This is a genomic window from Pseudoalteromonas luteoviolacea (assembly GCF_000814765.1).
Classification (GTDB): domain Bacteria; phylum Pseudomonadota; class Gammaproteobacteria; order Enterobacterales; family Alteromonadaceae; genus Pseudoalteromonas; species Pseudoalteromonas luteoviolacea_H.
Window position 1 is genome coordinate 271535 of the sequence record NZ_JWIC01000001.1, and the last position, 23466, is coordinate 295000.

26 protein-coding genes (1 of these 26 running past the window's edge) are annotated in these 23466 nt (G+C 42.9%); 19 read left to right on the top strand and 7 right to left on the bottom strand.

Features of this window, described 5'->3' with window-relative positions; all coding sequences use genetic code 11:
• Positions 1–35 precede the first annotated feature (35 nt).
• From JF50_RS27315 to hslR, 4 genes are all read right to left on the bottom strand, one after another.
• Positions 36–206 carry a hypothetical protein gene (locus tag JF50_RS27315; protein WP_200890368.1) on the bottom strand — a complete coding sequence of 57 codons (171 nt, stop codon included), beginning with the start codon at positions 204–206 and terminating at the stop codon, positions 36–38.
• A gap of 324 nt (positions 207–530) precedes the next feature.
• Positions 531–2069 (bottom strand): phosphoenolpyruvate carboxykinase, encoded by a 1539-nt coding sequence (locus tag JF50_RS01175; protein WP_039607694.1) that lies wholly within the window; start codon positions 2067–2069, stop codon positions 531–533.
• Between the two features lie 261 nt (positions 2070–2330).
• Entirely contained in the window at positions 2331–3176 is an 846-nt protein-coding gene (gene hslO, locus JF50_RS01180) for an Hsp33 family molecular chaperone HslO (protein WP_039607695.1), read from the bottom strand.
• A gap of 10 nt (positions 3177–3186) precedes the next feature.
• Positions 3187–3597, bottom strand: a complete 411-nt coding sequence (gene hslR / locus JF50_RS01185) for a ribosome-associated heat shock protein Hsp15 (RefSeq protein WP_039607696.1) — start codon at positions 3595–3597, stop codon at positions 3187–3189.
• 266 nt (positions 3598–3863) lie between these two features.
• On the opposite strand from hslR, the gene gspC reads away from it, so the two are divergent.
• From gspC to JF50_RS01250, 13 genes are all read left to right on the top strand, one after another.
• Complete coding sequence (gene gspC, locus JF50_RS01190) at positions 3864–4760, top strand: type II secretion system protein GspC (RefSeq protein WP_039607697.1); 897 nt, start codon at positions 3864–3866, stop codon at positions 4758–4760.
• A 28-nt stretch (positions 4761–4788) separates the two neighbouring features.
• The gene (gene gspD, locus JF50_RS01195; RefSeq protein WP_039607698.1) at positions 4789–6849 is read left to right on the top strand and encodes a type II secretion system secretin GspD; all 2061 of its coding nucleotides are present in this window, start codon (positions 4789–4791) and stop codon (positions 6847–6849) included.
• Entirely contained in the window at positions 6842–8401 is a 1560-nt protein-coding gene (gspE, locus tag JF50_RS01200; RefSeq protein ID WP_039607699.1) for a type II secretion system ATPase GspE, read from the top strand. The genes gspD and gspE overlap by 8 nt, the downstream gene beginning before the upstream one ends.
• Entirely contained in the window at positions 8401–9627 is a 1227-nt protein-coding gene (gene gspF, locus JF50_RS01205) for a type II secretion system inner membrane protein GspF (protein ID WP_039607700.1), read from the top strand. Before gspE ends, gspF begins: the two co-directional genes overlap by 1 nt.
• Before the next feature lie 73 nt (positions 9628–9700).
• Positions 9701–10126, top strand: coding sequence for a type II secretion system major pseudopilin GspG (gene gspG, locus JF50_RS01210; RefSeq protein WP_039607701.1), 426 nt, complete (start codon positions 9701–9703; stop codon positions 10124–10126).
• The gene (locus tag JF50_RS01215) at positions 10126–10728 is read left to right on the top strand and encodes a prepilin-type N-terminal cleavage/methylation domain-containing protein (protein ID WP_039607702.1); all 603 of its coding nucleotides are present in this window, start codon (positions 10126–10128) and stop codon (positions 10726–10728) included. Before gspG ends, JF50_RS01215 begins: the two co-directional genes overlap by 1 nt.
• On the top strand, positions 10721–11107 hold the full coding sequence (gene gspI / locus JF50_RS01220; protein WP_039607703.1) for a type II secretion system minor pseudopilin GspI: 387 nt from the start codon (positions 10721–10723) through the stop codon (positions 11105–11107). The genes JF50_RS01215 and gspI overlap by 8 nt, the downstream gene beginning before the upstream one ends.
• Positions 11107–11847, top strand: a complete 741-nt coding sequence (gene gspJ, locus JF50_RS01225; protein WP_039607704.1) for a type II secretion system minor pseudopilin GspJ — start codon at positions 11107–11109, stop codon at positions 11845–11847. The genes gspI and gspJ overlap by 1 nt, the downstream gene beginning before the upstream one ends.
• On the top strand, positions 11844–12824 hold the full coding sequence (gene gspK, locus JF50_RS01230; RefSeq protein WP_039607705.1) for a type II secretion system minor pseudopilin GspK: 981 nt from the start codon (positions 11844–11846) through the stop codon (positions 12822–12824). Before gspJ ends, gspK begins: the two co-directional genes overlap by 4 nt.
• Positions 12821–14029 (top strand): type II secretion system protein GspL, encoded by a 1209-nt coding sequence (gene gspL, locus JF50_RS01235; protein ID WP_039607706.1) that lies wholly within the window; start codon positions 12821–12823, stop codon positions 14027–14029. The genes gspK and gspL overlap by 4 nt, the downstream gene beginning before the upstream one ends.
• Entirely contained in the window at positions 14026–14502 is a 477-nt protein-coding gene (gene gspM, locus JF50_RS01240) for a type II secretion system protein GspM (protein WP_039607707.1), read from the top strand. Before gspL ends, gspM begins: the two co-directional genes overlap by 4 nt.
• A gap of 2 nt (positions 14503–14504) precedes the next feature.
• Entirely contained in the window at positions 14505–15263 is a 759-nt protein-coding gene (locus JF50_RS01245; protein WP_039607708.1) for a type II secretion system protein N, read from the top strand.
• Between the two features lie 3 nt (positions 15264–15266).
• Positions 15267–15854 carry a UPF0149 family protein gene (locus tag JF50_RS01250; RefSeq protein WP_039607709.1) on the top strand — a complete coding sequence of 196 codons (588 nt, stop codon included), beginning with the start codon at positions 15267–15269 and terminating at the stop codon, positions 15852–15854.
• Between the two features lie 15 nt (positions 15855–15869).
• Here the strand turns inward: JF50_RS01250 and JF50_RS01255 are convergent, their stop codons facing one another.
• Positions 15870–16076, bottom strand: coding sequence for a hypothetical protein (locus JF50_RS01255; protein WP_039607710.1), 207 nt, complete (start codon positions 16074–16076; stop codon positions 15870–15872).
• Entirely contained in the window at positions 16077–16433 is a 357-nt protein-coding gene (locus JF50_RS01260; RefSeq protein WP_039607711.1) for a hypothetical protein, read from the bottom strand.
• Between the two features lie 216 nt (positions 16434–16649).
• Between JF50_RS01260 and ccoG the strand changes: the two genes are divergently transcribed.
• The 4 genes from ccoG to JF50_RS01280 all read left to right on the top strand — a co-directional run bounded on the left by ccoG (position 16650) and on the right by JF50_RS01280 (position 20488).
• Positions 16650–18071: a cytochrome c oxidase accessory protein CcoG gene (ccoG, locus tag JF50_RS01265; protein WP_039607712.1), complete on the top strand. Its 1422-nt coding sequence runs from the start codon at positions 16650–16652 to the stop codon at positions 18069–18071.
• Positions 18072–18222: 151 nt separating this feature from the next.
• Positions 18223–19197 carry a serine/threonine protein kinase gene (locus JF50_RS01270; protein WP_039607739.1) on the top strand — a complete coding sequence of 325 codons (975 nt, stop codon included), beginning with the start codon at positions 18223–18225 and terminating at the stop codon, positions 19195–19197.
• 19 nt (positions 19198–19216) lie between these two features.
• Positions 19217–19840 carry a thiol:disulfide interchange protein DsbA/DsbL gene (locus JF50_RS01275; protein ID WP_039607713.1) on the top strand — a complete coding sequence of 208 codons (624 nt, stop codon included), beginning with the start codon at positions 19217–19219 and terminating at the stop codon, positions 19838–19840.
• 15 nt (positions 19841–19855) lie between these two features.
• Positions 19856–20488, top strand: a complete 633-nt coding sequence (locus JF50_RS01280) for a thiol:disulfide interchange protein DsbA/DsbL (RefSeq protein WP_039607714.1) — start codon at positions 19856–19858, stop codon at positions 20486–20488.
• Between the two features lie 62 nt (positions 20489–20550).
• Here the strand turns inward: JF50_RS01280 and trmA are convergent, their stop codons facing one another.
• Positions 20551–21648 carry a tRNA (uridine(54)-C5)-methyltransferase TrmA gene (gene trmA, locus JF50_RS01285; RefSeq protein ID WP_039607715.1) on the bottom strand — a complete coding sequence of 366 codons (1098 nt, stop codon included), beginning with the start codon at positions 21646–21648 and terminating at the stop codon, positions 20551–20553.
• Positions 21649–21809: 161 nt separating this feature from the next.
• Here trmA and JF50_RS01290 point away from each other — a divergent pair, with 161 nt between their 5' ends.
• On the top strand, positions 21810–22913 hold the full coding sequence (locus JF50_RS01290) for a DUF5610 domain-containing protein (RefSeq protein WP_039607716.1): 1104 nt from the start codon (positions 21810–21812) through the stop codon (positions 22911–22913).
• 73 nt (positions 22914–22986) lie between these two features.
• Positions 22987–23466, top strand: partial view of a glutamate racemase gene (murI, locus tag JF50_RS01295; protein WP_039607717.1) — the 5' portion only. It continues 315 nt past the right edge of the window; 480 of the gene's 795 nt are visible here — the first part of the coding sequence; the start codon lies at positions 22987–22989; the stop codon falls past the right edge of the window.

Here is a 23466-nt window from a genome sequence, read left to right on the forward strand (position 1 = left end):
GGCAGCTTGGGGTCAAGCTGCCAATTATCGTAGATTTATCTACCGCATGTTGATGTACACACAGCAGGGTGCGTTGGACAAATTAGCCAACTGTTTTGTGGTGCCATACGTGTTTTACGAGCGCCGGCAATTTCTTTAGTAAGTGCAGCGTTAATCTGATTGTCTTGTAAGCTTTTAAGTGCTTTTTTCTTCAAATTTAATTTCATGATTTAATCCTTTTCTCATTATTGATTGATAAGCGAGGTGACCTGAACCTCACTAACTACCCTAAACAGAACGATACGTCGTGTAAATCATACGTAGTTGAGCATTATTCAACCTGAATACCTATAGAATTGAACTTTTGTACATGCGCTCACGGGGCTTTGGAATGTAAGCGAGTTGGACCTGCTTAAACTGCTGATAATGAAACATGCATGATAGATGTTAGCTTGGGTCGACTGCTGGATAGTTAAAGTGGCCAGTCACTGATCTACAGGCATAAAAAAACGCCCAACGAGGGGCGCCTTTGATAAAGGAAAAGGTATTGCTTAACCGCGAGGACCTGCTGACTTAATCGCGTCAGATACGTCGTATTTTTCGAAGTTAGCTTTAAAGTCTGCTGCTAGCTTGGCTGCATACTCTGCATACTTGTCTTTATCTTCCCACGTGTTGATTGGGTTAAGTAGTTTCTCGTCTACGCCGTCCACAGACACAGGGATGTCTAAGTTCAATGCTTCAATATGTTGTGTTTCAACACCTTCTAATGTGTCATTCACGATAGCATCAATAACAGCACGTGTTGTCGGAATATCAAAACGCTTACCAACACCGTAAGGACCACCTGTCCAACCTGTATTGACTAGGTAAACTTTTGCGCCAAATTCACGTACACGCTTCATCAACAACTCAGCATAAACACCTGCTGGACGTGGGAAGAATGGTGCACCAAAACACGTTGAGAATGTAGACTCGATATCAGATGTTGAGCCGATCTCTGTTGAACCAACTTTGGCAGTGTAACCACTTAGGAAGTGATATGCCGCGGCTTCTTCAGACAGGATAGACACTGGAGGCAATACACCACTTACGTCACACGTTAAGAATACCACTGCACGAGGCTCACCTGCACGGTTTTCTACTTTACGCTTTTCAACGTGCTCAAGTGGGTAAGCGGCGCGCGTGTTTTGCGTTAAACTTGTGTCAGCAAAGTCAGGTACACGGTGCTCATCAAGTACCACATTTTCTAGGATTGTACCGAACTTAATCGCGTTCCAAATTACTGGCTCATTCTTTTGTGAAAGGTCGATACATTTTGCGTAACAACCGCCTTCAATGTTGAATACACTGCCAGGTGCCCAGCCGTGCTCATCATCACCGATAAGGAAACGCTTAGGGTCTGCTGAAAGCGTGGTTTTACCTGTACCAGATAGACCAAAGAACAAGGTTGTGTCGCCTGCTTCACCAACGTTCGCACTACAGTGCATAGGTAGAACACCTTTAGCTGGCAGTAGGAAGTTCTGTACAGAGAACATCGACTTTTTCATTTCACCGGCGTAATGCATACCTGCGATGAGCACTTTGCGCTCTGCAAAGTTGATAATAACAGTACCATCGCTGTTTGTGCCATCACGTTCTGGGTCACATACAAAAGAAGGTACGTTCATTACCTGCCATTGGGGTAAATCAGCTGCATTGTATTTGCTAGGTTCGATAAACATGTTTTTAGCAAAGATATGGTGCCAAGCCGTCTCAGTAGTAACGACTACTGGTAAATAGTGCTCAGGATCTGAACCAACTTCTAAGTGAGAGACAAAGTGGTCGTTGCTGTGCACGTGTGCTTCTACACGAGCCCAAAGAGCATCAAACTTTTCTGCATCGAATGGACGGTTGACGTTACCCCATTGGATGTCATTTTCTGTGCTTGGCTCTTTAACAATAAAACGGTCGTTAGGAGAGCGACCTGTACGGCGGCCTGTTTTTGCTACAAAAGCTCCATTCGCTGCTAAAGTCCCTTCACCACGCGAGATAGCGTGTTCGACAAGTTCAGCTGCAGTTAAATCGACAAAACGAGTAGCGCTTGAAGTCATGTTTATACCTAAATGTGAGAATTGAACGGGATAGCTCTGGTTATTAAGTACCTAAAGCTTGAAATTATACTAACAGAAGCATTTGAGATATTCGAGCCCTAAAGGGGGCAGAAATTGCAATTTTTTGACAAAAAAACTGAATAATTTCAATGATACCGGTGTCATAAAAGTTGGCGTTTTAATGACACCGGTATCATTTTTTTCCAAATAAAAAGCCGCCAAAATGGCGGCTTTAACTGAAATGAGTTGGATGTACCCTATTTAATTAAAAATAGACTTGATCTCTTGTTCATTAAATCGGTAATCAGTAAGACAGTAGTGGCAACTTAATTTAACCTCGCCATGCTGTTCTATATCCTCTAGTAGCGCTTGTTGGCCAACATTGACTAACGCACTGATGGTTTTTTCTCGACTACAGCCGCACACAAAGTTGACTTCTTGAGGTTCGAATAACTGAGGATTGTCTTCATGATATAAACGCGTCAACACAGTTTGCGCGTCAAGGCTCAACAATTCATCAGCTTTAATCGTGTCACTGAGTGCTTCTAAATGCTCAAAGTCACTTTGTGACTTTTCTTTATTAACAGGCAATACCTGTAAGAATAAACCAGCCGCTTTGACGGTCTCTGCATTTATCTGTGTCGCAAACCACAGCCTTGTTCTCAACTGCTCTGATTGCTCAAAGTAATCTTCTAAACATTTTGCAAGAGAGTCTGATGTTAAAGGCACGACACCTTGGTATCTTTCACCTTTCACAGGAGATATGGTGATGATCATATGGCCTTTGCCGATGAGGTCGCTGATCCCAGAACCGGTGATCTGACCTTCTACTCTTGCAATACCACGCATGTTTTGCTGATGGTCACCATTGATCACGGCATATTTTACAGGGCCGTCACCTTGAAGCTGAACGGCAATGTCACCTTCAAACTTCAGTGTTGCTGTTAATAGGCTCGTTGCAACGAGTAATTCGCCTAGCAACGTTTGTACTTCTGTTGGGTAGTTATGACCTGCAACAATGTCTTTCAGTGTATGCTCGACTTGTACTAACTCACCTCGTACATCGAGATCATCAAAAATATAACGATGAAGTAAATCTTGTTTCATCTATAAGACCCTAATTTGATTTTAACTTTAGCAGCTCGCGTCGCTGCTTTTTATCTGGCTTGTGCTCGGGGCGCGGTGCGAAGAAACTATTGTTTTTTCTAGCAATGGCGTTCTGAGCGCGCTTTTCGATGCTGTCTGCGGACTCTTCATAGAGTGTTTGAGCGATCGGAGCGGCTTGACGTTTATCCATTAACTTTAACACTGTGATGTGCTTTTCGTCGTGACCCTGGGCTAATTCGATGACGGCGCCAACATCGACATGACGGCTGGGCTTGCACCTTTGGCCGTTGTATTTGACTTTCCCACCTTGGATCATTTCGCGGGCAATTGAGCGTGTTTTATAAAACCGCGCGGCCCACAGCCATTTGTCCAATCTGACTTTTGCATCATCTTGGTTGTTTTCTGGATTGACTTTTGTCACAATTCTTTAACTACGTTGCTGGCGACTTGCTCGATGGTGAAATTTATCATATTTTAACCGTCAAAAAAAGCACACTGCCCGTTAGGTCAAGGAATGGCATATTATGATTAGTTGAACAAATGGTTAATACTGTGTTCAGGTAAGTCATGTCATATCTTGTACCGATTTAATTTAAAGTTTCACATTTGCGCGCTTGTTGAATCGAAGTCTAAACGGTACACTGAGGCGCTTAATAGAATAAAAAAAGTCTCATTAAAGAATTTTATATGGAATTACAAATACAGCAGTTACAGAAAATATTACAAGGGTTGCCCCACGCAAAGCTTAGTCGCGCAGTGGTGTTCTTAGCTGTTGTATATATTGCATTTTTACTGTCTCAACTATTTTGGTTACTGTTCCCTAAACCAGACTCTTCGCCCATTAGTCTCACGCCAAATCAAACGCAAAACGCAGCTCAAACGGTCAGTAGTGCGTCTATTTTGGCGCAGCATATTTTCGGAAAAGCGAATGAAAAACCCAAAGAAGAAGATAAGCCTAAACCGGTTATTTCTAATGCGCCTGAGACACGCTTGAATGTAAAACTCACCGGTATTGTTGCTGTGAGTAAAAATGACAGTGCAGGTCTTGCGATTATCGACTCGCAAGGACGGCAAGAGACTTATTTGGTTCAAGATGTCATTAAAGGGACGCGAGCAAAGTTGGCGCAAGTCCTGCCTGATCGCGTTATTTTAGATGTCAGTGGACGATTTGAAACCTTAATGTTAGATGGCCTAGACTTTACACAGCAAGTCGCTATGCCAACAACGCCTAAACGCAGTGCCGCGCCTAAAGAAAGTCGTATTAGCGAAAGTACGCGCTCCGAACTTGCACAACGTCGCCAAGAGCTCTTAAATGAACCAGGTAAGCTGTTTGACTATATAAGAATTTCACCAGAGCGTCGCAATGGCCAACTTGTTGGTTATCGTTTACGTCCTGGAAAAGATCCTGAACTTTTCAAAAAGATGGGTCTCAAAAATAACGATCTGGCCATTGCGATAAATGGCTATCAACTCACGGATATGAAACAGGCTATGACGGCGATGAACGAACTCAGAGAGAGTACCGATGCCAACATAACTATTGAGCGCGAAGGCCGCACTTTAGATGTGCAATTCAGCCTGTAAAAGACACTAATTTTGGAGTTTAAGAATAATGGGTAGAAAGCTACACCTCACAAGAATCAGAAAAGGGTTAGCTAAGTATGCAGCTCTGTTGTTTGCAGCTGGATTGTCATTGTCTGTGTCTGCGGTTGAGTATGCGGCCAACTTTAAGGGGACTGACATCAATGAGTTCATTCTCATTGTGGGTAAAACGCTCAATAAAACGATAATAATAGATCCAAATGTGCGCGGCAACATCAATGTACGTAGCTTCGAATTAATGGATGAAGAGCTTTATTACCAGTTCTTTTTAAGTGTATTAGAAGTCTATGGCTATTCGGTTGTAGAAATGCCAAACGGCATCATGAAAGTGGTGCGCAGTTCTGATGCGAAAAAAGCCAACGTCCCACTGGTGAATGATAACAGCGAAGGCGATGGCGATGTAATGATCACCCGCGTTGTTCAAGTAAAGAATGTATCAGTACAAGAACTAGGTCCGCTTATTCGTCAATTCAGTGACCAAAAAGACGGGGGTCACGTTACTAACTTCAACTCAGCAAACGTGATGATGTTGACGGGTCATGCCGCGTCGGTAAATCGCTTAGTGAGTATTATCAAATCGGTTGACCAAGCTGGTGACCAGCGTGTTGATATTGTAAGACTCAAACATGCGACTGCGGATGACGTAGTGCAAGTTGTAGAGAAAATTTACAAAGATACAGGAAAAGGCCGTGTTCCTGAGTTTTTGATCCCTAAAATCGTTGCTGATGGCAGAACCAATAGCGTGGTTGTGAGCGGTGAAAGCCAAGCGCGCACCAAAGCCATTGAGTTGATAAAACGCTTGGATGATGAGCTCGAAAACCAAGGCAATACACAGGTATTCTACCTAGATTATGCGAAGGCAGAAGACTTAGTTAAAGTGTTGCAAGGTGTGAGTAAAACACTGCAAGAAGAAGCGCAAGGGGCTGGTAAAACGACCCGCTCTCGCAGTAATAACCGCAACGAGACAAGTATTGAAGCGCACGATGAAACAAACTCATTGGTGATAACCGCGCAGCCAGACACTATGCGTTCGTTGGCAAACGTCATTGAAAAGCTAGATGTGCGCCGTGCACAAGTTTTAGTTGAAGCGATTGTGGTTGAAGTCCTTGAAGGGGACGGCATCAACTTTGGCTTACAGTGGATCACAGAACAAGGCGGTATGCTGCAATTCAACAATGGTACCACCGTACCTGTTGGCGCATTAGCGGTGGCAGCTGAGCAAGCCCGTGACAAAACCATTAAAAGAACCGTCACAGGTGAAAATGCAGAGCTAAATGATTTTGAAGAAACAGTTGAAGGTGACTTAAATGCCCTCGGCCAGTTGCTAGGCGGTGTAAATGGTTTAGCCGCAGGTGTCGTTAAAAATGACTGGGGTGCAATTATCCAGGCGGTGTCGACAGATACGAACTCGAATATTCTAGCAACGCCTTCTGTCACCACCATGGACAATGAAGAAGCGTCTATGATTGTTGGTCAAGAAGTCCCAATTATTACAGGCTCTGCAGCGGGTGAAAATAACTCTAACCCATTCCAGACAGTTGACCGCCAAGAAGTGGGTATCAAGCTGAAAGTGACCCCACAGATCAATGACGGCACAGCGGTTCAGTTAACGATTGAACAAGAGGTATCGAGTGTCAGCGGGGCGACAGCGGTTGATATTTCCGTGAATAAACGTGCGATTAACACCACGGTCATTGCCGATGATGGCGGCATGGTTATTCTGGGTGGTCTAATCGATGAAGATGTACAAGAAAGTGTGTCTAAAGTGCCTCTGCTAGGTGATATTCCAATTTTAGGTCACTTATTTAAGTCTACTAACACCAGTAAACGTAAGCGTAACTTATTGGTCTTTATTCGCCCGACCATTGTACGTGATAGCCGCAGCATGAATGAACTGAGTCATGCTAAGTACAAGTTTATTCGTAATGAACAAATTAAAAAGCAAGACGACGGTATCGACTTAATGCCATTCGAAGATGCGCCAGTATTGCCTGAGTGGAATGATGCAATGGTATTACCGCCGACTTATGAGCAGTACCTAGGCGAGCAAAACGAGAAGAAAGATGACTGAAGCAAGCATGAGTGTTGTTGAAGCGCCAGTTGAAGCAGAAGCGGTCTCGGCCGCGACTGATGAGGCGCTTGAAGAGCAGCAAGCTCAGCTGCGTTTGCCGTTCTCCTTTGCGCGCCGTGAAGGCATATTATTAAGTGATGATCCCAAAGGGCTAAAAGTCTTCCATAAAGGGGATGTGTCATTAGAGGCATTACTAGAAGTACGCCGAATTTCTGGCGGTGGCTTCACCATTGAAGTGATTGATGAGGAAAAGTTTGAACTCCTGCTAGAAGCCGCTTATCAGCGCGACAGTTCTGAAACCCAGCAAATGATGGAAGATATCGGCAACGAGGTTGATCTCTTTTCATTGGCTGAAGAAATGCCTCAAACTGAAGATTTGCTGGCTGCCGATGACGATGCACCAATCATTAAATTGATCAATGCTATGCTCAGTGAGGCCATCAAAGAGGGCGCATCTGATATTCATATCGAAACATTCGAAGCAGATCTCGTCATTCGTTTTCGTGTAGATGGTGTCTTAAAAGAAGTCCTCAAGCCAAATAGGAAATTGTCATCGTTACTGGTTTCTCGTATTAAAGTTATGGCTAAATTGGACATCGCTGAAAAGCGGGTGCCACAGGATGGTCGTATCAGTTTGAGAATCGCTGGTCGTGCAGTTGATGTGCGTGTATCGACTATGCCATCAAGCTTTGGTGAGCGAGTTGTACTGCGTCTATTGGATAAGAACAACGCGAGACTTAATTTAGAAGACTTGGGAATGACTGAGCGTAATCGCGAGTTGTTCTCCGAAATTATTGCAAAGCCGCATGGCATTATCTTGGTTACGGGGCCGACAGGTTCTGGTAAAAGTACCACCTTATATGCAGGCATGACGCAGATTAACTCTAAAGACCGCAATATTTTGACGGTTGAAGATCCAATCGAATATGAAATCCCAGGCATTGGTCAGACTCAGGTTAATCCGAAAGTAGATATGACTTTTGCACGAGGATTACGTGCGATTCTTCGTCAAGACCCGGATGTTGTTATGGTCGGTGAGATCCGAGACTTAGAAACGGGACAAATCGCTGTTCAAGCTTCACTAACCGGTCACTTGGTAATGTCCACACTGCATACAAATACGGCGTCGGGTGCGATAACGCGTATGGAAGACATGGGGGTTGAGCCCTTCTTGCTTTCTTCATCGCTACTCGGTGTCTTGTCACAGCGTCTTGTACGTACACTTTGCCCAAGTTGTAAAGAGCCTCATTTGGCAGATGAACGAGAGTGTGAGTTATTAGGCGTTGAAAAAGAGTCACAAACGACCATTTATCGCGCTGTAGGCTGTGAAGAATGTAACTTTAACGGTTACAAAGGCCGGACCGGTATTCATGAGTTACTCATAGTTGATGAGCATATTCGCGAACTTATCCATAATGGTAAAGGTGAGCAGGCGGTCGAGAAGTATATCCGTCAATTTAGCCCGAGTATTCGCCAAGATGGCTGTTCACGTGTTCTAGCTGGACAAACAACGCTAGAAGAAGTGATGCGAGTGACACGTGAGGAAGGATAATGGCGGCGTTTGAATATCGTGCCTTGGATGCAAAAGGCAAGGAAAAAAAAGGCATTTTAGAAGCCGATACTGCCAAACAAGTTAGGCAGATGCTGCGCGAAAAGGCCATGATGCCACTTGAAGTAGAGCCCGCAGCTGAGAAAGAAAAGTCTCAATCCACTGGTGGATTTAGTTTAGCAAGAAAGTATAAGCCCTCGGTCAGTGATATTGCACTGATAACGCGTCAGCTTGCCACTTTGATCCAGTCATCATTGCCTGTAGAAGCGGCAGTGATGGCCGTTGCTGAACAGTGTGAAAAACCTAGGTTGAAGCGCATGCTCATGGCTGTGCGCTCAAAAGTGGTCGAAGGTTACACGCTGGCAGATGGTATGTCAGACTTCCCGCATGTTTTTGATAATTTATATCGTTCAATGGTTGCTGCTGGGGAAAAGTCAGGCCACCTTGATGAAGTATTGAATCGTTTGGCGGATTACACTGAGCAACGTCAGCATATGCGCAGTCAAATAACACAGGCTATGGTATATCCAATGATTTTGGTGGTTTTCGCTATCGCAATCGTGACTGTGTTGTTAGGTACAGTTGTGCCTGAAATTCTCAAAACATTTGAAAAATCAAACCAAGTGTTGCCATGGACAACGGAATGGGTGCTTGCAGCCAGTCATTTTGTTCAAGATTATTGGATGCAATCTACGGTGTCTTTGGCGCTGTTAATTGTGGCTGTTCAGCAAACGTTAAAGCGTCCTAAAGCACGCTTTTGGTATGATACTAAGTTACTGCAGTTACCAGGTATTGGTAAGATTAGTCGTGGTATCAATACTGCTAGATTTGCAAGAACCTTGAGCATTTTATCATCCAGTGCTGTGCCGTTACTGGAAGGTATGAAAATATCTGGTCAGGTATTAGAAAATGAGAAAATCAAAGCTGCAGTTGCTGAAGCTGCCACGCATGTGAGTGAAGGGGCGAGCCTCAAAGCAGCATTACATCAAACAAAGCTATTTCCGCCAATGATGCTACATATGATTGCCAGTGGTGAAAAGTCTGGAGAGTTGGAGCAAATGTTAGAGCGTGCAGCCAACAACCAAGACAGGGAGTTTGAAAGTATGGTAAGCGTCTCGCTTAAACTACTTGAGCCGGCGATGATTGCCAGTATGGCATTAATTGTACTCTTCATCGTGATGGCAATACTCCAACCTATTATGGCAATGAACAAAGCAATTGGTTTGTAGTCAACATATTTAAAGATAAACACACTGGACTACACGCACGTGTAGCCAATGCAACAGCATAGAGGTATAAATTGTGAAGAAACAGTCTGGTTTTTCATTACTAGAGGTAATGGTAGTACTGGTAATTATCGGTATGATCCTGTCAATAGTCGCACCTAATATTATGGGTAACCAAGAGCAAGCTGCGATTGATAAAACGCGTTTAGACATCACGCAAATTGAAAGCGCGATGAAAATATACAAGTTACAAAACAAACGCTACCCAACTACAGAGCAAGGCTTAGAAGCGTTAGTTGAGAAAACAACGATTGATCCTGTGCCAAAGCGTTTCCCTGATGGTGGTTTCATTAACGAGCTGCCTCTTGACCCATGGGATAACCCATACCAGTTAGTGAGCCCAGGTGAAATTGGCAAAATTGATATTTTCTCAATGGGCCCTGATGGCGAAGTCGGTACCGAAGATGATATCGGTAACTGGAGAGATGAAGAAGATCGCTAATGTCGTTACCTGTGAATTACTCAACTCAAAAGCTCAGTAGATCTCGGGGGTTCAGCCTCTTAGAGATCTTGGTGGTTATCCTGATCATCGGTTTTTCTATTCAAATTGTCACATTCACAGTGGGTGAAGATGATGAGGAGTTGTTAGAAAAAGAAGCGTTAAAGCTTCATGGTATTGTGAATTTGGCATCAGAATTTGCAGTATTGAATCAGGTTGAGTTGGGTCTTCACTTGGACAAGCGCACATTAGAGTTCTTGGTCTTCGACGGTGAGCAGTGGACCACTTTCGAAGCCGAAGAGCTTTATAAGCCGATTGAGTATACTGAAGAGTACAAGATTGAATTGGTGTTAGAAGATCTCGCTTGGTCACAAGATAACTTACTCGAACAATCAAATTGGCAAGAAATAATGGGTTCTGGCGATGAGGATAACTTGCTAGAACTTAAAAAGAAGAAAATACCACAGGTGTTAATTCTATCGTCAGGTGAAGTAAGTGCTTTTCAAATATCCCTAGAATTAACGCAAGAGCCAGAACCTGTGTATTACATTGAAGGTGAGTTTATGGCGCCAGTGAAGCTTCGTCGGGAGCCTGAATATGACTAAGCAAGCACAGACCGGGTTTACCCTATTAGAAGTGATGGTTGCCATGGGCATATGTGCAGTCGCTGGGATTGCAGCTTTACAAGCCACAGGTTCACACATCAATCATATGAGCACGATAGAGCAGCAAACCTATGCCGCTTGGGTGGCTGAAAATCAAATGGTGATGGCGCGTACGAAAGCCAGTGGTGGTAAATGGAATGGCAAAAATTCTGACAGTGGTGATGAAGAGTTTGCAGGTCATACGTGGTACTGGAGCCAGAAAGTAGAAAAGACCGCGGATGCTGAGTTTGTAAAATTAACGATAGAAGTGTTTGAAGATGAAAGACGAGAAAACTCGGTCTACGACCTGACCACTTTCATGCACAAGGGCAAAAAGTGATGTTATCTATAAAACGCAAACAAGTTGGTTTTACACTGATTGAAGTTATGGTTGCGTTGGTGATTTTGGCTTTTATTGTTACCGCATCGCATCAAATCCTAAATACATCCATCATGGCCAAAGAGGCGTCCGATGAGACCATTGCCGAGTTAGAAGGACTTCAGACGACTTTCCGGTTTATGGACCAAGATTTCAATCAAATGACTAAGCGAGAAGTGCGCAATGAAGCGGGCGACTTTAGTCCAACCTATATCATCCATGGTCGTTACGCTTTAGAGAGTCAGTACGATGGTATTGCGTTCATTAGAGATGGCTGGACGAATCCAGTTAGCCTCTTACCACGCTCAGAATTGCAAGGTGTCGGTTATCGCGTTAAGGAAGATAAATTAGAACGTATTTATCGAGTGTATGTCGACGAGTTAGATGGCACCGAACCCCGTGCGCAAGTGTTGTTAGATAAGGTGGAAGAGCTCAAGTTTGAGTTTTTAGATGACAAGCAAAAATGGCAAGATAATTGGCAAATTAAAGCGCTACCATTGGCTGTTGCTGTGACGATTCAGAGGCAGGACTCTGAGCCATTGAGACGCGTATTCTTGACACCAGGAGATGGCAAAGTGCAACAAGCAAAAGCTGCACAAAGTAATGGTAATGGCGTGTCTAACGGGTTAGATGATGGACTCAATCGCGACAACAATAATAATTCAGGCGGCAATGCCAATCAGCGTGGAGGGAAACCATGAGGAAGCAGCAAGGCGCAGCGCTGATAATTGTATTATTTATTGTTGCATTGGCGGCAAGTTTGGCTGCCGAAATGGCCTCATCACTAATGGTACAAGTACAAAAAGCTGCGAATATTCAAACGCATCAGCAAGCTAAGTGGTACAGCTATGGTACAGAAGAGCTGGTGAAAAAAGTGTTGTTGGAAAGCCGTAAAGATGACCCTGATAAAGTGCATTTGGGCCAACCATGGGCTATCGATGAGGTGCCTTATCCCGTCGACCACGGTACCTTGAGTGGTAAAATAACGGACTTACAAGCGTGCTTAAATCTAAATGCGTTAAGAGCGCCTAAAGATCAGAATGCTAGCACCAACGCAACCAATCCTGCACATAGAGCTCTTTTAGAGTTATTGAAAAATATTGAGGATTTGCCAGCGCAAGAAAGTGAAGAAGCGATGGCTGACAGCGTTTATGATTGGCTGGACGAAGACAGCATCACATTTCGTTCTGGTGCTGAAGAAGACGAATATATGTCTAGACAGATGCCCTATATGACAGCAAACAATCTGATGGCATCTGAAAGTGAATTAAGAGTGATTAAAGGGTTTAACCCGTTAGTCATGGAGAAGTTATTACCTTATGTATGTGTCATACCTGGTAGTACAGATTTGGCTATCAATGTGAATACGGTATTGCCTGAGCAGGCTTTATTGTTAAGTGCATTACTGGATGGGCTTAGCTTATCTGGTGCTGAAGCTGTCATTGCAGCACGCCCAGAAGAAGGATTTGATAACTTACAGGATTTCTTTACGGAAGCAAAAAATCAAGGTGCTCAGGATACTAAAAAAGCTGAGAAAATTTTTACAATAACAAGCAATTATTTTAAGTTGCGTGCCAAGGCGTCGTTTGATGAGCGGTTGTTTAAGATGACCTCAATACTCGAAATAAAAGACGGTCGAGCAACTGTGTTGGCACGCAAGTTTGGAGGCGTTCAGTGACAGAAAAACTATTGGTCCGCGTAGGCCAGTCACAGCAGGAACCTGTCAGTTGGTTAATATGGTCTGAGTCGGATTCGCAGATCATTGCCAGTGGTGAGTTAGAGCACAGTGGGTTACTTGGAGAGTTAACAGAGAAAGCATCGGGGCGCAGTATCGCATTACTGTTACCTGCGTCGGATGTACAGCTAAAACAAGTGGCATTGCCAACCAAGTGGAATCGCAAATTAGAGCGCGCATTACCATTTATGTTGGAAGAGCAGGTAGCCAGTGACATTGATGATGTATTCATCGCAATTGGGGAGCCTGCAACGATTGAAGATAAGCATTTCATCAATATTGCTTTGTGTGATTTAGCATGGCTTCAATCTTGGATGTCAGTATTGGACGATTTTGATATTGAGCCAACTGTGGTGATCCCGGATGCGTTATTATTGCCTTCTCCTGAAGCGGATGCATTGAGCGCTATTGAGCTTCAGCAGCAATGGTTATTCAAAGGAGAAAACTGGCATATTAGTGCGGTCGAGTCTGACTGGGTTGGTGACTACTTGTCTCTTACTCCTGAGTCTCAAGTTGTGCATTATAGCCCTGCAGATAACCTCGTTTGCACGAAAGAGCTTAATGCTAAAGCAGATGAATACGACTTACCATTGGCGATTTTTGCAAAAGGGCTTAATGCTTTACCAATTAATTTGCGTCAAGGCCTTTTTGCTGCGAAGAAAAAACAGCCGCAGTGGTGGCGTGATTGGAAAGCTGGTGTGATGGCTGCGGGGGTTGCATTGTTGGCTTTTGTATCAGTGAAGTCTACCCAACTTGTGATGCTGCAAAACGAAGCGGATGCCTACAAAGCTCAGGCTATGGATGTGTATAAGCAAGCATTTCCAAACAAAGTTGTACGTCCACATTTACTGCGTAAACAAATTCAAAATGACCTCGATGCCTTAAGTGGTGGTGAGCAAGGTGGGTTTTTAGAATTAACCAATCATTTTGTGTCAATTTATTCGCAGGTAGATGATTTTGATCCTGAGACTTTCCGTTACGATCACAAGCGGAATGAATTAAGGATCCGAGCTAAAGCGAAAGGATATCAGATATTTAGCCAAGTTAAATCTATTCTTGAGCAAAGAGGTATTGAAGTACAGCAAGGCGCGTTGAATCAAGATGGTGATTACGTCATTGGCGAAATAAGAATCAGAGGTGCAGCATGAAGCAGCAAGTGATTAATTATTGGCAATCTCTCAAAGAGCAAGAGCAAAAACTGCTGATGGTCGCCGGTGTTGTGTTTGTCATTTTTGTTTTGGTGATGGGCATCATTAAGCCCCTTAATGACGGAGTAGAAAAAGCGCAAGCTGATCTTCAGAAGCAGCAAAACTTTCATGCTTGGGTGTCAAAAAGTGTTGCACAATTAAAAGCCAGTGGCGCAAATCAAGCCACATCACGCAATCAAAACTTAACGCAATTGGTTAATCGTACTCGTGGTAGACATGGTATTCAGATCAGCAAGATGCAGCCAAGGGACAATACTCTGCGTATCAACATTGATAATGTAGAGTTCAATAAATTAGTCAGTTGGCTGGAAGTGCTGACTAACCAACATGGGGTTAAAGTCGCTAATCTTGATTTAGGTGAAGAGCCGCAGCAAGGATATGTTCGCGTGAGCCGTTTGGTGTTAGAGAATTAAATATGAAAAATGCAGTTAGTGTAGTATTGGCTTTTTTGTTTGCGTTTATTGTTTTTACTGTCGTGAGTATTCCAGCGCCAATTGCGTTGCAATTAGCACAGTCACACATCCCGCCTAATGTGCGTCTAGGGACGGTGACGGGCACACTTTGGGATGGTCAAGTAAGTGGTGTGCAATATCAAAATGTACAATTAAATGATGTGAAGTGGCAACTGAACGGGTGGGGACTGCTTACTGGCCAAGTTCAGGGCAAGATCAATTTTGGCAATGCCCGCCAGTCTTCTGAAATATCAGGACGTAGTCACTTTGCGGTATCCCTATTTGGTAATGACATTGAGCTTGAGAATACAACGCTTCGATTCAGTGTTGAGCAGGCGATGCGCCAAGTTAATTTGCCTTTACCTGTTGATGCAAAAGGGCGCGTGATCTTAGAACTGGATGAATACATGAGTGGCCAGCCTTATTGTGAAAATCTTAAAGGTGATATTAGCAGCCCGGATATTCAAGTTAAGGGGATGTCTGGCTGGTTTAGCGTTGGTGAATTAAGCGGCGTATTGAGTTGTAAATCAGGGGATATCGCCATTGTGGTTGAACCAGAGAACTTACTTGGTTTGCGTGCGGATGCGACACTTGCTGAAAACATGCAGTTTAAAGTAGCTGGTAATGTTAAGCCTGATGCATCACTACCAAAAGAAGTACACGATGCGGTTAAATATTTAGGGCGTCCTGACTCTCAGGGCCGATACCCAGTGAGTTTATAAATAATGATGGACTTTAGTTACCAGCCTGCTCATGAGGCACTACTCATTGCGTACTTAGATCAGCGCATGCAAACGAATTCAGAGGTGTTTGAGTTAAAAGCACTAGAAGGGTTTTTATTTGCTACTGTGTGTAGTCCCGATGGCATAGAGCCTGAAATGTGGTTAAGTCATGTGACAGGGGGCGATGAGCAAATATCAGAGGATGTGGTGTTTGCAATGCTGGCGCTACACCACCATGTCAGTGAACAGGTGTTTTCAAGTGGGTTTACGCTCCCATTTGATGAGGCGTCACTTTGGCAAGACAAACAACTTTGGAGTACCGGTTTTTTGCATGGTTGCCAAAGTTATTTAAACAAGCTAAATGAGAGTGAACAACTGTCTGATGAACTCAAGCAGGCACTTGTGACAAGTACAGAGTTGCTAGGCTTTTTTAGTTTAGAGTATGCGCAGGTTGAAGTGTATTGCCAATCTATCGAAGCTGACATTAATGACTTTGTTACTCAGCAGTTCCAATTAGCCGCGGACGTTGCGCCAGCTTATGCTGAATTGATTGAGCAGGTTGCATTAGGCAGTGGTTTATATAACGATTAATAAGTGAGACGTAGCTTAGGCTACGTCTAACTCAATATGCGTACAGCCTGTTGGGCACTGCGCAGAAGCTTTCTCACCTTCTTTAACCGCAACATTTAAACTTATTGCTTTACCACATGTTTTACAAAGCACTGTCTGCCCTTTAGCAAGTTTTTTTAACAGCGCTTTTTGGTCGTTAAAGGACCGCGCACGGAGCTTGTTAAATTGATTAATGTCAATCATTTAAAACTCTGCCTTTTTGATTGCCTTGGCCGCAATATCACAAATTGTATTTAGCTTGGGTCCAAAAAAGTATAAGTTGAGCTCATGTTCTTGGCAGAATCGTACGTGAAACACCTTTACTTTTTCATCTGTTGCTAAAGCATCAAGCAAGTATGCCTGCTCAGAGGCAGAGAGCTCAATTTCTCTTGCTATTTCATGCCTAGCTTGTTTAGCTGCAAGGCTATATTGGGTTTGGCTAGTTTCGCCGAGTGTATCGACGCCTTGCTGTAGTAATTTATCTCTTGGCTCTTTAATCAAAGGGTGATCTATGGTGAAAAGGGCCAACACAATGAGTACTAATAAAAGATATTTTTTCATAAATCTCGCTAATTTGATCTATTCGACTCAATCAAAGTCACAGTGTAATAAAATGCAAGAATCAAAAGCAAGCGAATTGCTCAGGAAATATTCGTAGTTTTTGTCACCGTCGTGCGATTTAAGGTTACGCGAAAAGCGTGCTGTTGCATATAATATCCTTAGTAAAAGTAAGGTCACTGTAGCAAGTAGCCTGTCCAAAGCGCTTAAGGAGCTTGTATGGACAATAAGATCAAGATTAAGAATATCCCAGTAGAGATCCAAAAACCCGAAAACCTCCAGCCCGATAGGTTTAATCCGCGCAATCGTATCTATGTGCGAGCGGTAAAAGGCATGCATCAATTGCTTCGACAGCGAATTGGTTTTTTGGGCATGCTGGCCTTTATGCTTTTACCCTGGCTCAATTTTAATGGTCAACAAGCTGTGTTGTTTGATTTGTTTGAGCAGAAATTTAATATCTTTGGCCTGACACTTTGGCCACAAGATTTAACCATCTTAGCATTCATATTAATGATAGCTGCCTTTGCACTCTTTTTGGTTACTACTTTTTATGGACGGGTTTGGTGTGGATATACATGTCCTCAAACTGTTTGGACATTTATCTTCATTTGGTTTGAAGAGAAATGTGAGGGCTCTGCTAATCAGCGGAAAAAATTAGATCAACGTCCTATGGACTTAGATAAATTTCTTCGTAAAGGGATGAAGCATTTTAGTTGGTCTGTATTTTCATTTTATACGGCGGTAACGTTTGTTGGTTATTTCACGCCTATCAGAACGTTATTACCGGATTTATTGATGTTCTCTGCCAGTGGCTACGCCACCGTGAGTGTGGTGGTATTTGCCATCTGTACATATGGTAATGCCGGGTGGATGCGAGAGATCATGTGTCTGCACATTTGCCCTTATTCACGTTTTCAATCTGCCATGTTTGATAAAGACACGTTTACCGTCAGCTACGACAACAAGCGTGGAGAGGGGCGAGGACCAAGGGGCCGAAAACAAGATCCTAAAGCGCTGGGGCTAGGTGACTGTATTGATTGTAAGTTATGTGTGCAGGTGTGTCCTACTGGGATTGATATTCGCAACGGTTTGCAATATGAATGTATTAACTGTGGCGCGTGTATCGATGCATGTGATGGTGTGATGGATAAAATGAATTATGCACGGGGGTTAATTTCGTATACAACGGAGCGAAATTTAGAACATGCAAAGAAAGTTACCCAACCTGTACGTATGAAGTTAATTGGTTATATCCTTATTTTGTTAGTATTAAGCGGTGCGTTAGCGGCAAATATAGCAATGCGTAAAACTTTTGAACTAGACATCATTAGGGATAGAAACCAGCTCTATCGGGTAAACTATGATGGGATGGTCGAAAACACGTACACTCTCAAACTCATCAATAAAGCGCAGTCAGTGCAAACATTTACTATTTCAGTGACAGGTCTTGAGCACTTTGAACTACTAGGCAAGCAATCTGCTACGGTGGCAGCTGGGTCGACACTAGATATACCTGTGTCAGTTGTCATGGACCCTTATGATCTCACAAAACCTGTGACTGAATTTCATTTTGTACTGTCGAGTGATGAGGGATCACAATCTCAAGTATCTCAGCCAACTAATTTCTTTAAAGGGCGCTAGTGCTATTTATGGCTTGAGTGAAATATAGAATAAACACTCAAGCCATAATATATTTTGCTTCCTAACATACTACGCTTTATCCTATGGTGCTGTGGTCTAAAGGCAAGATATGCCAATACCAGATCTTTTATATTTTCAATGGACAGCAGCAATGAGCGACTTTAGCTATCAAAACCTCACACCTGATCTCATTCTTGATGCAATCGAAAGCATCGGTATTTATCCTGAATCAGGTCTCCTGCCTTTAAATAGTTATGAAAACCGTGTTTATCAGTTTCGTGGTGATGATGCCAAGCGTTATGTTGCAAAGTTCTATCGACCAAACCGCTGGTCAAATGAACAAATCAGGGAAGAGCATGCATTTTCCTTTGAGGTGGCAGAAGCTGAAGTACCTGTTGTTTGCCCAATCAGGCGTGATAATGAAAGCTTGTTTGCGCATCAAGGCTATCGTTTTGCCTTGTTTCCAAGTGTGGGTGGCCGACAATTTGAAATGGATAACCTAGATCAATTAGAAGTGCTTGGGCGTTACATCGGCAGGCTGCATAGTGTCTCAAAAAAATACAGTTTTGAATGTCGGCCGAGTATAGATACTGAAAGCTTTTTAACGGAAGCGAGTCAGGAAATTTTAGCTAGTGAGTGCTTACCCCATAATTTGCAATTGGCATTTTCTACAGTTTTAGAGCAAGTTGTTAAAAAAACAGAAGAAAAGTTCAAAGTTAATGATACGATCAGATTGCATGGAGATTGTCATGCTGGCAATATTCTGTGGTCGCATGAGCAACTCATGCTCGTAGATTTAGATGATTGTCGTCAAGGGCCCGCGATTCAAGACCTGTGGATGATGTTAAACGGTGATCGTCAAAACCAAGCGTTGCAATTGGACACTTTACTCGGCGGTTATGAGGAGTTTAGTGAGCTTGATATGACTCAATTGCAATTAATTGAACCACTGCGAGCAATGCGCATGATCCACTATATGGGGTGGTTAGCAAAACGTTGGCAAGATCCTGCATTTCCGAGGAACTTTTCTTGGTTTGCAACAGACAAATACTGGGAACAGCAGATCTTGGCATTAAAAGAACAATTAGCTGCGCTTGATGAGCCGGCTCTAACAATTTATCCATAAAATTTAAGAGAGAAAGTACATGTTGAAATCAATTAAAGTAGCATTGTTGGCACTGTGTTTGCCACTTGCTGCATTTGCTGCTGACTTTAAAGAAAGTGTGCACTACGAAACACTGTCATTAGAAAAAAGCAAAGCACCTAGGGTTGTTGAGTTCTTCTCATTTTATTGCCCTGCTTGTTATAGGTTTGAAGGCGTAGCAAAAGCGTTAGATGCAAGCCTGCCGGCTACAGTGCCACTTGAAAAGCTCCACGTTAACTTTTTAGGCGGCCTACCACCGGAAGTACAAGGTTATCTGAGTTATGGTTACATCATTGCTAAGCAATTTGGTGTCGAATCACAAGTTGTTGATCAAGTATTCAGCACCATTCACGAGCAGAATGGTCGCTTTGCCAACATGAAAGATGTACAAAAGCTATTAGAAGCGCATGGGGTTTCAGCGGAAAAGTTTGATTCAGCATTAGCAAGTATGCCTGTTATCTCAGCTGAAAAGGCCATGCAGGATGAACAAAAGCGATTCAGTGAAGCTGGTGCAGTGCGGGGCGTACCTACTTTTATCGTGAATGATAAATACCGCGTGATCACCAGCTCTTTGAACAGCCAAGCTCAGTTCAATGAATTAGTTAAGTATTTACTAGAAAAATAATAGTTGGAGAATAATATGTTGAAATCAATTAAAGCTGCGCTGTTAGCGTTGGTTTTACCATTGGCAGCAAGTGCTGCAACATTTGAAGAAGGCAAGCACTATGAAGTGATTGCTGAACGCGGCACCAAAAAGCCAGAAGTGACCGAGTACTTCTCATTTTATTGCCCTGCCTGTAATAACTTCGAAGGCTTGATTGACAAGTTTACGCCGAAACTTGATGAAGGCGTGAAATTCAAGAAAAGTCATGTTGATTTCGTCGGGGTTCGCGATCCTGAGCATCAAAAAATGATTGCAACGGCATTGGCAACTGCTGACGTTTTGCCTCAGAAAAAACAAATTGTTTCTGCAATGTTTAACCATATTCATACGAAGCGTGGAAAGTTCAATGAGCTTGCGGACATTAAAGATGTATTTGTAGCACAGGGTGTTGATGGTGCTAAGTTTGATAAGATGTATAAAAGCTTCTCTGTGCGCACTAAAGCATCTAAAATGGCGAGACAACAAAAGCAGCTGCAGGAAAAAGGCGCGCTATCAAGTGTTCCAACGTTCATTGTTAGCGGTAAGTACAAGTTAGTACTGGGCAGAGAGTCTGGTGTGACAAGCCCAGAGGATATTGCGAAGCTGATTAATTATTTAGCAAGTAAGTAATATAGTGTATTGATGATAAAAAACCCCGCATTTGCGGGGTTTTTTATGAAATATGAAATAGGTTATTTGAGTGTCAAAAATACACCTGATTCAACATGATGTGTGTAAGGGAACTGGTCAAAGATAGCGATGCGAGCGATGTCATGCGTTTCACTCAGTATGTCTAGGTCTCTCTCCAGCGTGTCTGGATTACACGATATATAGATAATGTTGTCATAATTACTCACCAGTCGACAGGTGAGTTCATCCATGCCTGCGCGAGGTGGATCAACTAATATGGTTTGGCAATTATAAGAGTTCAGATCGATGCCATTGAGGCGAGAAAAATGACGTTTACCTTGCATTGCATCTGTGAACTCTTCACTCGACATACGGATGATATCGAGGTTGGAGACGTGATTGGCGGCAATATTGTATTGTGCCGAATGCACCGAAGACTTAGAAATTTCCGTTGCTAAAACACGGTCAAAATGTTCCGCTAGAGCAATAGAAAAATTACCATTACCACAATAAAGCTCGAGCAAATCATTAGATAGCGGTCGGGCAATCGATTTAGCCCATGACAGCATCTTTTCATTCACTTTGGCATTTGGCTGGGTGAAGCTATTTTCGACTTGCTGGTAGGTATATGCTTTATCATCTACAGTGAGCTTTTCAGTTACAAAGTCGTCACCAAATACGACTTTTTGTTTTCTAGCACGGCCGATAAAATCGATTTTGTAGGTTTGTTGTAGCTCTTTTCTCAGCGCAGTCATTGCTTCACGCCAATTATCATCAAGCTGCTTGTGATAAAGTAAGCTAACAAGTATTTCGCCACTCAGTGTCGATAAGTAGTCAATTTGAAATAATTTGCGTCTTAAGATCTCGTTATGACGTAGTTTTTCCATCATGACTTGCATGAGTTCATTGACTAAAGGTGCGCCTGGATCAAAGTGGTCTACGCGTATTTTTTCTTTGCTTTGTTGGTCGAACATGATGTGATACAAATCTTCGCCATCGTGCCACACTCGAAACTCACAACGTTGCCTATAATGGCTTTTTTCTGAGTCATATACTTCTAGTTCTGGCGCATTGAAGCGAGCGAATTGTGCGCTGATACGCTGTTGTTTTTCTAAAAGCTGTTGTTCGTATTGCGAAGCATCGATTTTGATCACGGCCATGCTGAGGCTACCTTTATATATTGCAAGGAGGCGCTATTTTAGGGGGCGAGGAACATTTGTCCAGTGCTTACACTTAAAATTGCACTTTTATTGTACAAATCACCTTTAGCTTTGTCACATATGGCCGATAATTAACTGGTAGGGTATAGCGGAGAGCAATCATGAAGATCGGACAGTTGAATCAGCTGTTGAATCCAGCAATGCAGCATAATGCAGCAAAAGCTAAACCAAGTGTGCCTAATATCTCGATAAATTCAGATGTTTATCAGGGTAATAAGTCGCAGGTCGCAGCAAAAGTGCTCGATGATAAGTTGGCCCAAGCACTCGGTATCGAGAAAAAAGATGAGCCTGAAAAGCCATTATTTGATTACGAAGAGATCGTGAAAAATGTTCTAGGCTTTGTACAGGGGGCCATCAATAAAGCAAAAGCAGATGGTCAAGACGACGATACACTGAAGAATATGCTAGAACAAGCACGCAAAGGCGTACAAACAGGTATTGATGAAGCCACAGGTGAATTGAAAGATTCCGGACTATTTGATGATGAGATCTCTGAGGGGATAGAAAAGTCAAAAGAAGGGATCTTTAATGGCCTAGATGAGTTTGAAAAAGAGCTGTTCAACCCGACACCTCAGCATTTATCCGTCAGTGCTGCGCAGTTTGCGAGTTTATCGAATAAAGCCGAATATGCATTTACGACAGCAGAGGGGGACGAAGTTGTTATTTCATTCAGTGACGCATATAGCCAGTCACGCGGTGCTAGTTACGAGCGTAATGGTGATAATGTTGGTTTTGCATATGGTGAAAGTGCATCTCAAGAGGTGAGCTTTTCTATTAGCGTTAATGGTGAGCTGAATGAAAAAGAGCAAGAAGCGATTAATGCTATGATGGAAGATATTCGCGATGTAAGTGACTCGTTTTTTGCTGGTGAGTTCGATGACGCATTTGAATTAGCGCAAGGGTTGAGTTTGGATAACGAACAAATTACAAACTTCACGATGGATTTAAGGCAAAGTAAAACGTCTGCAGCCATTGCTCAGTATCAGCAAAGTAATCCGATGAAAGAATTAGAACAGGCGTTTGCACCTTTGGATAAGCGCTTAGAGGGGCTCAATAGCGATGCTGAATCACTTGGCCTTCAAGCACAGCTTCCAGATATCATGGCATGGATGAATGAAGGGCAACAAAGACTAAATCAGTTTTTAGATTATGCACAAAACTACTTTAGCACCCTAAATAGTAAAGAAGAGACACAAAATAGTTAAGTCACTTCGGCGTTGTTTATTTTCTTTGGATAGCGTGGCAAACTTCGAGTCTTGATTGTTTGGAGACTTAAGTTTGCCACATATACTCGTATTTGACTCAGGAATTGGTGGAACGAGCGTCCTATCACACCTTAAAGAAAAACTGCCCTATGCACATTACAGCTATGTAATGGATAATGCATTACTTCCATATGGATTACAGTCCCAAGAAACAATCAAAACAAGATTGGTGTCTTTACTCGCTTGGTTAAATAGAACACAAAGCACCGTAGATGTCATCGTCATTGCGTGTAATACCGCGTCAACATATGCGTTAGACACTGCACGTCAATATACAGATATTCCCATTGTGGGAGTCGTTCCTGCGATTAAACCTGCGGCAATAACCAGTGAGAGTAAGCATATTGGTCTATTGGCTACCCCTGCAACGTCGAAAAATACTTACACTGGTAATTTAATTTCCGCATTTGCACAAGATTGTCAGGTCGATATTTATCATTCAACTGAGTTGGTCAATATTGCAGAGCATTATTATTGGCATCAAGTGTGGCAA